The sequence below is a fragment of the Peptoniphilus timonensis JC401 genome, from assembly GCF_000312025.1.
In the GTDB taxonomy this organism is placed as follows: Bacteria; Bacillota; Clostridia; order Tissierellales; family Peptoniphilaceae; genus Peptoniphilus_A; species Peptoniphilus_A timonensis.
In genome coordinates this window covers 9,135-21,618 of record NZ_HE978598.1, presented here as the reverse complement: position 1 = coordinate 21,618, position 12,484 = coordinate 9,135, and the positions used below count along the sequence as shown (strand labels likewise).

General features: G+C 31.8%; 10 protein-coding genes and 1 pseudogene. 8 read left to right on the top strand and 3 right to left on the bottom strand.

The window, feature by feature from the left end:
• Positions 1-5 precede the first annotated feature (5 nt).
• The 4 genes from HGPT_RS08280 (at position 6) to HGPT_RS10220 (ending at position 3,989) form a co-directional block, all read left to right on the top strand.
• The gene (locus HGPT_RS08280; RefSeq protein ID WP_019139378.1) at positions 6-221 is read left to right on the top strand and encodes a hypothetical protein; all 216 of its coding nucleotides are present in this window, start codon (positions 6-8) and stop codon (positions 219-221) included.
• 102 nt (positions 222-323) lie between these two features.
• Entirely contained in the window at positions 324-1,079 is a 756-nt protein-coding gene (locus HGPT_RS08275; RefSeq protein WP_019139377.1) for a ZIP family metal transporter, read from the top strand.
• A gap of 328 nt (positions 1,080-1,407) precedes the next feature.
• The gene (locus tag HGPT_RS08270) at positions 1,408-1,719 is read left to right on the top strand and encodes a hypothetical protein (protein ID WP_019139376.1); all 312 of its coding nucleotides are present in this window, start codon (positions 1,408-1,410) and stop codon (positions 1,717-1,719) included.
• Positions 1,716-3,989 (top strand): S-layer homology domain-containing protein, encoded by a 2,274-nt coding sequence (locus tag HGPT_RS10220; RefSeq protein ID WP_019139375.1) that lies wholly within the window; start codon positions 1,716-1,718, stop codon positions 3,987-3,989. The genes HGPT_RS08270 and HGPT_RS10220 overlap by 4 nt, the downstream gene beginning before the upstream one ends.
• A 131-nt stretch (positions 3,990-4,120) precedes the next feature.
• Here HGPT_RS10220 and rlmH read toward each other — a convergent pair whose 3' ends face one another.
• Positions 4,121-4,603, bottom strand: a complete 483-nt coding sequence (gene rlmH, locus HGPT_RS08260) for a 23S rRNA (pseudouridine(1915)-N(3))-methyltransferase RlmH (protein WP_019139374.1) — start codon at positions 4,601-4,603, stop codon at positions 4,121-4,123.
• A gap of 1 nt (position 4,604) precedes the next feature.
• Positions 4,605-5,105 carry a thiol peroxidase gene (gene tpx, locus HGPT_RS08255; protein ID WP_019139373.1) on the bottom strand — a complete coding sequence of 167 codons (501 nt, stop codon included), beginning with the start codon at positions 5,103-5,105 and terminating at the stop codon, positions 4,605-4,607.
• A 155-nt stretch (positions 5,106-5,260) separates the two neighbouring features.
• On the opposite strand from tpx, the gene HGPT_RS08250 reads away from it, so the two are divergent.
• Both HGPT_RS08250 and HGPT_RS08240 read left to right on the top strand, forming a co-directional pair.
• On the top strand, positions 5,261-5,677 hold the full coding sequence (locus HGPT_RS08250; protein ID WP_019139372.1) for a hypothetical protein: 417 nt from the start codon (positions 5,261-5,263) through the stop codon (positions 5,675-5,677).
• Positions 5,678-6,208: 531 nt separating this feature from the next.
• Entirely contained in the window at positions 6,209-6,436 is a 228-nt protein-coding gene (locus HGPT_RS08240; RefSeq protein WP_019139370.1) for a hypothetical protein, read from the top strand.
• Positions 6,437-6,584: 148 nt separating this feature from the next.
• Here HGPT_RS08240 and htpG read toward each other — a convergent pair.
• Positions 6,585-8,439, bottom strand: a pseudogene (gene htpG / locus HGPT_RS08235) (molecular chaperone HtpG).
• A 311-nt stretch (positions 8,440-8,750) separates the two neighbouring features.
• On the opposite strand from htpG, the gene HGPT_RS08230 reads away from it, so the two are divergent.
• Both HGPT_RS08230 and HGPT_RS08225 read left to right on the top strand, forming a co-directional pair.
• Positions 8,751-8,966, top strand: coding sequence for a hypothetical protein (locus HGPT_RS08230; protein ID WP_019139369.1), 216 nt, complete (start codon positions 8,751-8,753; stop codon positions 8,964-8,966).
• Positions 8,967-9,012: 46 nt separating this feature from the next.
• On the top strand, positions 9,013-12,484 hold a 3,472-nt coding region (locus HGPT_RS08225; RefSeq protein ID WP_218914869.1), incomplete at its 3' end, for an InlB B-repeat-containing protein.

The following is a 12,484-nucleotide window of genomic DNA, read 5'->3' as shown; positions in this document are numbered from 1 at the left end:
ATAAAATGAAAAAAGCTTTAAAAATTTTGGGAATAGTGGTATTAATCCTTGTCCTTATGAAACTTTTTAATATTTCCATATTTATTGGAAATCAAAAAATCGACAGACATCTCATATTAAATGGAATAAGAAATTTCAACCTAGGAGATCTTTTTGACAAAGTTTCAAGATTTGCAGAGGAAATAGCGGGCGGTATAAGAAGAGCTGTAAATAGTTTATAAAAAATAAAATTAGAAAAGCACGCCAGTCGTGCTTTATTTTTTTGGAAAAAGTAAGGATTTAATGTGATATAATTATTTAGTAATTAGAATTAAGGTGATTATATGAATTTAACTTTTATTATTCTGGGCTGTGTCGTGCCTGGACTTATGACAGGGGTTGGTGCAATCCCTATATTTTTTGCAAAGAATGTGAGCCAAAAGGTGCTAGATGTACTACTCGCAGCAGCTGCTGGAGTAATGCTCTCTGCAACTTGCTTTTCACTAATTATACCGAGTCTTGAAGCAGGAAGTGGCAAGATGGGAGTAATAGTTACAGGTCTTGGAATTTTTTGCGGAGCACTTATGCTTGATTTAATAGATAAGTATGCACCTCATGAGCATTTAATTGACAAGAAACATGAAGGAGTGGATGTAAAAAATCTTTCCAAAATTTGGCTCTTTGTAATAGCAATAGCAATCCACAATTTTCCAGAAGGACTTGCCACTGGAGTTGGCTTTGGTGGAGAAAATATGTCCAATGGACTTTCAGTTGCCTTTGGTATAGCATTACAAAATATGCCAGAAGGACTTGCCGTTGCCCTTGCCCTTGTGAGGGAAGGTTACTCTCGCAAAAAAGGTTTTATAATAGCAACACTTACTGGACTTGTTGAACCCATTGGAGCCTTTTTGGGAGTTTGGCTTGTGTCAATATTCTCATCAACACTTGGATTTATACTTGCCCTAGCAGGAGGAGCAATGCTTTTTGTAATAAGCGATGAAATTATTCCAGAAACTCACTCCAATGGTTACGAGAGAGCCGCGACTTATGGAGTCATCTTTGGATTTATCCTAATGATGTTTTTAGATTCTTTAATATAAGAAAGAGAACTTGCCGACCTGGCAAGTTTTTTTATATATTTATATATAAATGATTTTTAATGTTGAAAAGAAAATGTAAGAGTGATATATTCATGTTATAAACAAAAAAGGACTTGACAAGTTATGAATAGAATTTTTAAAATCAAGACAGACAGACAGACAGACAGACAGACAGACAGACAGACAGACAGACAACTACAAGTGTATATTCAGGCGAAAGGATAATTTCGTCTTATTTGAATATAAATTTTTATGAGCAAGAAAATTTGGCTATTTAATAGCTTTATTTTCTTGCTCTTTTTGATTTTTTAATAAAAGGAGGTTTAAAGTGAAAAAAATAATTAAAAAATCATTGAGCTTATTTTTAGCTCTAGTAATGTTAGTTGGCATTATGCCTTTCAATGTCTTTGCTGAGGAGTCAAGAAAGGTAGAAATTCAATTTGGTAATATTGAAGATGCGAAATTCGAAGAACAAAATAAAGTTGGCTTTACTGCTGATAAGGACAATTTAGACGTAAACACATTTCTGCAAATAACTGAAGACAAAGACGAAACAAATGTACTCAAGATAATGAGTGATGAGTTTAACTCTGGAGGAATTTTAGGATTTTATTATAAAAAAATATTGGTAAAGTCATGAATATTTGGGTTCCAGATCCTTGGAGTGACGAAGATGACAAAAAATTAGAAGAAATGTTTAAAGGTGATATTTCAAAGGAATTTGCTTTTGAAAAAGAACAATTGAATAAAGCAAAAGAAAAATGGGATCAAACAGACTGGAATCTTGAAAATTCTTATTATGAACTTAAAGTTAAGTTACCTAAAAATATGGAATTTAACAAAGATGAAATTACAGCTAAGTGGTCCAATAATGAATCTCTTAAAAAGGTATATGATCCACAAGATTTAATTATAGAAGGAAATACTCTTATATTTAGGGCTAAATTCAAAACATTAAAATCAGATATAGCTTTGAATTTAGATGGTGAAATTAGGAACGAAGATATTTTAAATGTAGACATTCCAATGACAATTCATTATAAAAAAGGCGACACAATTATGGATTATGTTCCAGAAGTTGAACAAAATTTAAGATTAGTTGATAAATCCAAAGCAATTCAAGCAGATGGAAAAGGAATCCTTAGCTTATTTAATGAATTATATCCGATGGATTTATCTGATTTTCCAGAAGAACTTGGTGGTTTTCCAGTAAATCAAAAACTAGATGGAGATATTTTAGGAAATAAAACTGAAACTGAAAGTAATAATTATTTTTCAATTAACAAAGATGAAAAGTTCGATGTTACTACAAAATTAAATGTTCAAAAAATCAAAGATACAGTTTCAAATCCAGCTAGTGTTGTTGGTTTTGAAGATGCTGAATTAAAGTTTAATGAACACCCAATTTTTAGATTTTGGCCAGCACTTGATTTAGGAAGTGTATTTTCATGTACTTTAAGATTTCCAAAAGAAATCATAGTTCCTGAAGATATAAATGAATCTTCACTAGAATTACTTGGATCACAAAATGTTTATTACATTTCAAAAGTTGAAAGAAGTACTGATCCTGAAACTGGAGAAACTTTGCTAAAAATAGAAATGCCTTTGACAGAAGAAGCAAAGAAAATGATGCCTTCTATCTATGACCTTAGCAATACTGTTTTAAAAGTGGATTCTAATTTTTATATAAATATTCCTGGACTAAAGTTATCTGATGAAGCTGTTTATGGAGAAAAATACACTGTAAAAGGACAACTAGGTGGAAAGGTATTTTTCAGAACTATTACAGATGTAGACGATTGGGTAGCTTCTGAATATAAAGACGAATTGCGTGAAAAATTTGGTGAAGATGTTGTAGTACAAGATGATACTTGGAAAAATGTTACCCACTTTAATGAAGAAGATCCAAATGTCAATGAGGCAATTGATTATATGTTAGATAAACATCCAGAAATATTTGGAGAAGTTATACCAAATCTTTTAAATGATTCACAACTAAGAAGAAAATATGACACAAATATATATTCTCTTTTTGTAAATTGGAAAGCTATCCAAGAAGAAGGTGGAAGGGATTTTCTTTATTCACAAGAAGGTGGAGATTTAGAAGATATAACATTTACAGTATTATGCTCTAAGAAAGCGGAACCTACACCAGAACCAGAACCTACTCCAATTCCTGAACCTGAGATTAAACCACAACTAAAGATTCACGAATATACTCCAACTTATCCAGTTTACGCATCTGTTGACAAAAAAGAAGTTGAAACTAAAGAAGTTATTAACACTCATGATCAATACATCTTCGGATATCCAGATGATACTATTAGACCTGATGGAGATATGACAAGAGCAGAAGCAATTGCAGTAGTTGCAAGACTTCAAAAACTTGATTTAAGCGACAAGTCTTCTAAGATTTATAAAGACACTAAGGCAGATATGTGGTACAATGGCGCTATCAACGCTGCCTTTAAAGCTGGTTACTTGTTAGAAAAAGAAGGCGAAAATGTTAGACCTAACGACAAGATCACTAGAGCAGAACTTGCTGAGTTAATTAGTCATATTGACAAGAAAAACAATACAGTTGCTCCATTTGATGATGTGAAAGGTCACAAATTTGAAGCTGCAATTAACCAAGCTTATGGCAATGAAAGAATTAAGGGTTATCCTGATGGAACTTTCAAACCAGACAATACTATTACAAGAGCAGAAGTTGCTACAATGTTAAATAAATTGTATGAAAGATACCCTGACAAGAATTTCATTGATGCAAATCAAGATACAGTTCACAATTACAAAGACATGTCTTATAAGGGACATTGGGGTTATTATGAACTTGTTGAAGCTTACCACAGCCACACTTATCTAAGATTAAAGGATAATATGGAAGAATGGAAAGATATAATCAAATAATTTAATAAATGGTAAAAGAAAGGACTCCCATGAGTCCTTTTTTGTTTGCCTTAGCTAAATTTTCAATATTTGTAAGATGAAAGTCGTGAAAGGAAAAAACTTGATTTAATAAATTTAATTTAATAAAAACTTCACTTGTGGTAGGGGTGGTTATTTATTATCCTGAAGGCCCTGTAGATTTGCTCCATGAGGATCACTCGCATAAGTTTGTGAGGGAAGGTCATCTTGGAGAAGCTTAGCTTGTAGTTTGCTCTTTGTAAAACTTCATCAGATAGTCCTAGACTTCCTCCAATTACAAAAGTTATATTTGAGTGACCGTCAATCATAAGATTATTAATTTTATCTGCAAAAGCTAAAGAGTCAAGGCTCTTTCCCTCAATGGCAAGGGCAATTACATAGGCATCGTCTTTTATCTTTGACAAAATCTTTTCGCCCTCAGTGTTTTTTACCTTCTCCATGTCTTTTTCTGATAAATTTTCGGGGCAGGGTTCGTCCATAATTTCAAAAATGCTTAAATCTGCGTAAGACTTAAGCATTTTTTTGTACTCATTTATGGCATCTTTAAAATAAGATTCCTTGATTTTTCCAAGTACGATTAAATTAATATTTGTCATATTAGCTTAATTTTTTAACTTCTTCAAGAGCCTTGTCAAAGTTAACATCATTAGTTACTTCAGGAACATATTCAACGTAAGCAACTTTTCCATCTCTATCAACAATTACAACGCCACGAGCAAGAAGTTGTAATTCTTTCATCATGAAGCCAAATTTTTGTCCGAATTCCTTGTATCTGTAGTCAGAAACAATGTCTGCATTGTCGATTCCCTTAACTGAACAGAATCTTTCTTGTGCAAAAGGTAAATCAACAGTTACAGTAACAATTTTCACATCATCAGATAATTTTGTAGCTTCTTCGTTAAAAGTTGTAGCTTGAAGAGCACAAACTGGTGTATCAATAGATGGTGCAACTGAATAAACTACGATTTTTCCCTTTAAATCTTCTGAATTAAAATCAGATAAATCTTTATTAACTGCTTTAAAAGATGGAGCCATATCTCCAACTTTGATTTCTTTACCTTCTAGATTTACTTTATCTCCGCCAAATGTTATATCCATTGTAATTACCTCCAAAAAATATTTACTTTAATTTACACTATATTTATATCCAAATATTTATAATTTTAACAAGGGATTGCAATAAAATTTCATCTTAATTAAAATATAAGTAAGAAAACTTTTGTGAATTAAAGGAATTGAAGGAGGAGGGAAATATGAAAAAGTATTTAAAAATTTTATTATTAATTTTTATGATAGGAATAATTTTGTCGGCTTGCACAGGCAAGAACCAAGGTCTTCCAGATAAGAAAATTAGCGAAATAAATTGGACTTTAGATAGTATGATAAATACAGATGACGGAGAAAAGTTAAGTAACGATGTGGCTATCAAATTTGGAGATAAAAATTTTGTCATGATTGATAGGACTAATGCCATGGACTTTACTGGAACTTATGAATTAAAAAAGGCTGGGACTGGTTACCAAGTATATATGAAGTTTGATGACTTTGAAGAACCTATCATTGCTGGATATGGAATGAAAATTGAGAAGGACAAGGATTCTGTGCCAAACTTAGTTTTTGATTTTATGGAAAGGACATATTCTTTTATCGGCGAATATAAGGATAAATAAAATATTATCTAGATAAAAACATTATTGTCGTAATAGGAAGGAGCTATTATTTGAAAAAATATATAAATTTTTTAATATCATTATTCTTATTTCCAATGTTAAATCTAATCTTCATAAAAGTTCTTGGATACATCAATGGGAGAATTCAAGCGACCTTTGACATAAAATATATGATTATCTTAGATATTGTAAAAATTTTAATGATTTTATTTTGGGTTTTATGCTTGCTTATTATTTTAATTTTTCATGCAAACTACCGAAAAAGACTCTTGGAATATTTTTATTAATTGAAATTTTTATACTTGCAATTTATATAGTCATAAAAAAATATTATTTGCAAGAAAATTTTGTCTACCTTTATGATTTTAATGCCTTGTATTTTTTCTTGCTTATAGGAGAAAATATTTTTTTGTTTTTACATAAAAATCATGAATTAAAATCATGAATTATAGTAAAGATTTACACTCTATTATTTAAGGAGTTAGAAACTACTAGTTAAGAAAGATACTATATTTTTATGAGGGAGGAAAAATGATATATATTTTAAAAACGTGCATATACCTATTCTTAAATTTCTTATTAGTAATTATAATTGGACATAATATTAATGGAAATAATTCTGATTTAATTATTTCTATGTATATTTTTATTGTAATTGTTTTTGTTGTTCTCAATGAAAAGTTAAATAATATTTTAGAAAAACTTGATAATTTAGAAAAATCAAAAAGTGATAAAAATGATGAAAGAATTGAAAAATAAATTTTAAAAAAAGTGATGTGTAGAGTAGATTTACTTATCTTGCATATCAGCTTTTTTTAAAATTAAAACTCATAAAAAAGGCTCTTCTCACAATGAAAAGAGCCTTGTTTTTGTCTTAAATATTTTATTTATTTTTAATAAAAATTTCTTACATTAACTTTGAAACATTTCTTGCATAGGCAATTGGGTCTTTTATGTCTAGACCTGCAACAAGTCTTGCTCCGTCATATAATAATTCAGTGTAAGTTTTAAATTCTTCGGAAGATTCGTCCATTTCTTTTAATTTCTTTACAGCAGGGTGCTTTGGATTTATTTCTAGAACCTTGTCAGCCTTAAAGCCCCCATTGTTTGGCATATGGCTTAGGGTTTTTTTCCATTTCAATGGAGATTTCGCCCTTGCTTGAAAGATAAGCTGCGTCATCTTTTAAGTTTGGGTTTTCTCTTATTGATGAAACTTCGCCAGTTAAAATGTCTTTCATTTTCTTGATATAATCGCCAAGATTTTTTTCGTCTTCTTCTTTTACTTCATCAGTTTCAGAAATTGACTTAAACTTTTTGTCGTCATATTCTTCTAGCATTTTGATGACAAATTCATCAATTGGATCTGTTAGAGCAAGTACTTCTAGGTCTTCGTCAATAAAGTGTTTGATTTGTGGAAGATCCTTGATACTTTCTATAGAATTTCCATTTGCATAATAAATAAAGTCTTGGTCTGGCTTCATTTCTTTTCTATATTCATTGAAAGTTGCATCTTCTCTTTTTGTTGTGGCAAAAATAAATAGGTCTTTTAATTTGTCTTTGTCAGCACCATAATTTTCATAAGCACCGGATTTTAGACTAATTCCAAAGTTTTTAAAGAATTCTCTGTATTTTTCTCTGTCATTCTTTAAGATTTTTGCAAGTTCATCTAAGATTTTCTTTTCTATATTTTTCTTAATTAATTGTAATTCACGAGTTTTTTGTAGCATTTCACGAGAGATATTTAGGGAAATATCTTCAGAATCAACAACACCCTTTACGAAGTTTAAATAATCTGGAAGAAGGTCTTCACATTTTTCCATAATTAGAACTCCATTGGAATAAAGTTCAAGTCCGCCTTTTTTATCTGGATTTAAGAAATCAAAAGGTCTTCTTGATGGAATGTATAGAATTGCCTTAAAGGAAATCATTCCTTCTACAGAAATGTGGATGTGGGCAAGAGGATCTTCAAAGCCAAAGTGTCTTTGTCTAAAGAAGTTGTTGTAGTCCTCATCTTTTAATTCATTTTTATTTTTTCTCCACATAGGAACAGATGAGTTAAGCACATCGTCTTCTCTATAGGATTCAAATTTTGGATCTTCTTCTGTTGCATCAGCTGCTGGTCTTTTCTTTTCCACTTCCATTTTAATTGGATAGGAGATGTAATTGGAGTAGTGGCTCACAAGATCTCTTATCTTGTATTCATCAAGGAATTCGTCATAATTTTCTTCTTCAGTATTTTCCTTTAAGTGTAGACTTATAATAGTTCCGTGATTTTCTTTTTTGGCGTCTTCTATAGAGTAACCATCTGCACCCTTGGATTTCCAAAGATGAGCTAGGTCTTCTTTATAAGATTTAGTTAAGACAGAAATTTCATCTGCAACCATAAAGGCAGAGTAAAAACCTACCCCAAATTGACCAATTATTTCATGATCAGCGTCTTTTTTATTTAAATTTTTAAAATCAAGAGAGCCAGATTTTGCTATTGTACCTAAATTTTCCACAAGTTCATCTTCAGTCATTCCAAGACCACCATCTTCAATAGTGATAGTTCTATTTTCCTTATTTGGAGTGATTCTAATAAAATAATCTTCGTGGTTAAACTTAACATCCTCATTGTTTAGGGCAATATAATACATCTTGTCCATTGCATCAGATGCGTTTGATATAAGTTCTCTTAAAAATATTTCTTTATTTGTGTAAATGGAATTTATCATTAAATCCATTAATCTTTCAGTTTCAGCATTGTATTTTTTATTTTGCATATAATCACCTTTCTTCGTTAGCACTCGAATTGTGCATCTGCTAATAATATATATCTTTTTATGCCAATAGTCAAATCTTTAATAAAAATATTTTTGATTTTTATTTAGCCTAAAATTCTTATTAAAATTGTATAAAATATTTAAGAGATTTTAAGCTTTTAGGAAAATGTTACATTTCTGATTAAATACAGAAAAACTATTGATTTAATAATTGCACTTTAATATAATAATGTCATAAGATAAATACCAAGCATTGAGATTATGACTTGGGATAATTGCATTAATAAATATATATAACTAAGGAGGAAGAAATGAAGAAGAGTAGAAAAAATAAGCTGCAAAGTTTTTTTAAACAAGGAATTTGTGGACTTTTAGCTTTTATGATGCTAATAACAGCCTTTCCTTTACAAGCTTTAGCAGCAGATTTAAATTATGACAAAACAACAATAACTTCTCAGCAGAATTTAAACAAAGAACCTGTGACAATAAAAAAAGGCAGAGGGAAAGAGTGCAGAAGATATTGTTAAAAATCCGGATATGCCAAAACTTTATACCATGCGTGCAGACTATAAATTGCCAAGAAATGATGAAGAAGTCATTGGCTATCAACCCTATATTGCTACTGTTGGTGATGATGAATATACATATACTGACTTAGACGGCAATGAGGATCAAAAAGTTTTGACAGATGAAGAAAAATCTAAGATAGATAAAATAATAGATTTGCCAGGTATTGATGGATATACTTCGCCTACAAAAAGCTTTCATGTAAATTACAAATACATTAAAGACAATGCCTTAAAGGGAAACTTGGATGTCAATGAATACATTGGAAGACATCCATATCTTTATAAGGCAAAACGCGGAACAATAAATATAAAACACACTTTCCAAATGTTAGAAAATCGTGATGAATATGGTTTGAGAGATGGAGATAATAAATTTATTTACACAACTCAAAACGGCCTTACAGGAACTTCTGTCACTATAAAAGCCTTAGACGGAGAACAAATTAAAGGCTATGTTCCTGAAGTCAATGTCCTTACAACCCAAGTTCCACAAAATTCAAATGATTTTGAAATAGAAATGCGTTACAACCGCGCTATTTATGATGTGAATTTTGATTCCAATGGTGGAACTGATTTGCCAGGAATGACTCTCATCTATGGACAAACAATTCCAAAATTAAATTTTGATATTAAAAAGGCAGGTTCAGAGTTACAAGGTTGGAAGGCAGATAAAGATATAACTTATACAGATGCTGATGGCAATAAGAAGACTCTTCCTAAAGATACTCTTATTACAAAAGAAGATTTTGAAGCAGGTGGAAAATTCCAAGATGGCATAAAATATGCCATGCCTGCAGAAAGTCTTACTTTTACTGCTCAGTGGACTGAAAATAAGACAGCTGAATATGTTATCCAATTTTGGACTGAAAAACCAGATTATGATGATAAAGATGACACCCTTCCTTTGCGTGATCGTTACGACTTTATCGGTGCAAGAAGAATAGATAATGCCGAAACAGGTTCTACTCCAGACCTTACTGATTTGGATATACATGGAATTACCTTCCCGGACCTAAATGACGGACGATTGGAAAAGGCTCAAGATAACAAAGAAGAATTTGAAAGATATTATTTTTTAAATGAAGACTTGACTAAAAAGCAAAACGCATCCGAAAAAGATCCTACAGTTCAAAAATCCGTTCTATCAACAGGAGAAACTGTCTATAACGTCTACTACGACCGCAGAGTCTATACCCTTTACTTTACAGCAGCTAATGAAGAGGGATGGGATCCATCGTCTAGCTATTGGCCTACTTTAACAAGAAATGGACAAGTCATAGGAAAAGAAGGATCTCCTTATAAAGTAGATGCTCGCTTCAACCAAAGTTTAGATAAAATATGGCCAAGGGATGAGGAAATTTCAGGTCTTCCAACAGCTAGTGGTGCAGAGGGTGTAGACATGGGTCCAATAGGCTGGACAATTAATGTTAATGAACCGGGAGAACTAATTTTTCGTGACACGCCGCCTTATCGCTTAAGTGCGGAAGATTTTATCGACAGTGAAGATGTAAAGGATTTAGGACTGGGTCACGGAGATAAAATACCCCTAGGAGAAAATCAAACAGAAGATAGGGAAAAATATGAGATTTCTCTGGCAGCGACATCCTGGGATGAGTCCGTTGTCCACCACATTGATATTATAAAAGACGATTTCGAGGGCAAGGAGCAAATAGATTATGATCTTTCCTATTGGAAGAGTGACACCAATGCTTTCTATGCTTTCATTTTGCCTAACCTTCAAGGCTTTACCCTTAAACAAGAGACAAGGGAAGCAGAATGGGTATTTGTTAAGCCAAAAGGTAGATTTGATAAATCTTTTGATGAATTAAATGCAGAGAGAAATGCAAAGACACCTTTTAGAAGTGACGCCGACAAGATAGAATACATCGACAAATTTCCTTGGGGTACAAAATCCTTTGAGGGGAGAAATGCTTATAATTTTGCAAACTATTCTCGTAACAAGTATAAATTAAAATTAAATAACGACCCTAAGATAGTAAAAAATGACAGCGAATATGGTGCAGGTAATATTTTAGATGTGCCTTATGAATTCCCATTAAAGGATTTGGAATTAGATACAAAAAATGCACCCAAAAAACCAGATTGGGTACCAGAGGATTGGAGCTTCTTAGGCTGGGCACTTGATCCTGCAGGTGAAAACTTGGTAAAAGACGGCAAGGAAACAAAACTTCATTACGACCAAGTGCTTTACGCTAAGTGGGGAGAACCAGAAACTATTTGGAAGGTAAAATTTGATCCAAATGGTGGAAGTTTAAGAAACTTAAGCACAGAAAATATTACAAATGAATCTAAAAAACTTGAAATAGATGGAGTAAGTCACACATATCCAGAAAAAGTAGATGGTGAATCCAACACCTTTAATCTTGTCCACAAGATGACTTTAAAAGAACCTAAAGATGCCAACAACAATATTATTGAACCAACAAGACCTGGCTACAACTTTGCTGGTTGGGAATTTGTAAAATACACAAAAGATGAAAATGGAATTGACACCAAAACTGAAGATACAAGTTATAAGGACTTGTATAAAGTACCTGAAATGTATCACTTTGGAAATAAAGTTGTATCTAATGTTCATCTTAGAGCAATTTGGAACAAACAAGACCTAATAACAGTTGAATCTATACATCACTTCTTAAATTTGAATTATGAGGAAGAATCTAAAGAAATACAAAATCTTTATAACAGAAGGGTTGGATCTTATACAACAGGTCTTGCAAGTAGACAGGGTGACAAATATTTGCTAGTTCCACAAGCTGAGTGGGATGCACTTTATAATGCAAATTCAGATTATAAAACTTATAAGGATGAAACTAATAGAGATAACTCCTACAACCAAATTTTAAGAGTTGAGCCAGAAAAAGTTCATGACCCTGAAACAGGGGATTTAGTTGATAATCCTAAGGAAAAGAACAATCGCTTTGAATTTTTCTACAAGCCATTTAAAGAAAGAGTTTACCAAGTAAATTATCTTGATGAAAGAGGAAAAGCAGAAGTTGAAGCCTTTATGGAAAAGGCTAAAGCTGCTTATCAAGAAATAAAAAATGATACTTCCAAAACTCCAGAAGAAAAGAGCAAGGCGTATAAAGAACTTCTTTCAAAGAATAAAGAAGAATTTTCAAAGATAAAAGAAAAATATGCCGTTATTCCTAGTGAAACAGTGGTAAATGGCAAGCGTCACTATGATGCTAGAAACTACAGAAAAATTCCTGGTTGGGTTCTAAATGACAAACCACAACAACAATTATTCTTCGATATCTTTGAAGATACAGATACTTTTGCTGGCATAAATGAAACTGGACTTGATGAAATTAATTTCTTCTACAAGGACGTAAGAATTATTGAAGTTAAGGACAAGGATGATCCTATTCCAGATGGATATAAGAGAGTTACTTTTATTGCAGATAAGGGTGGTTCTTTTACAGATGACAAAGACAATCCAGTTGATAAACTTT

What these genes read in the sequence shown, in the direction of transcription:
- HGPT_RS08275 (WP_019139377.1), top strand. Translation starts at nt 324, where the DNA reads ATGAATTTAACTTTTATTATTCTGGGCTGTGTCGTGCCTGGACTTATG.
- HGPT_RS08240 (WP_019139370.1), top strand. Translation starts at nt 6,209, where the DNA reads ATGATATATATTTTAAAAACGTGCATATACCTATTCTTAAATTTCTTA.
- HGPT_RS08230 (WP_019139369.1), top strand. Translation starts at nt 8,751, where the DNA reads ATGAAGAAGAGTAGAAAAAATAAGCTGCAAAGTTTTTTTAAACAAGGA.
- rlmH (WP_019139374.1), bottom strand. Translation starts at nt 4,603, where the DNA reads ATGACAAATATTAATTTAATCGTACTTGGAAAAATCAAGGAATCTTAT.
- HGPT_RS08280 (WP_019139378.1), top strand. Translation starts at nt 6, where the DNA reads ATGAAAAAAGCTTTAAAAATTTTGGGAATAGTGGTATTAATCCTTGTC.
- HGPT_RS08250 (WP_019139372.1), top strand. Translation starts at nt 5,261, where the DNA reads ATGAAAAAGTATTTAAAAATTTTATTATTAATTTTTATGATAGGAATA.
- HGPT_RS10220 (WP_019139375.1), top strand. Translation starts at nt 1,716, where the DNA reads ATGAATATTTGGGTTCCAGATCCTTGGAGTGACGAAGATGACAAAAAA.
- tpx (WP_019139373.1), bottom strand. Translation starts at nt 5,105, where the DNA reads ATGGATATAACATTTGGCGGAGATAAAGTAAATCTAGAAGGTAAAGAA.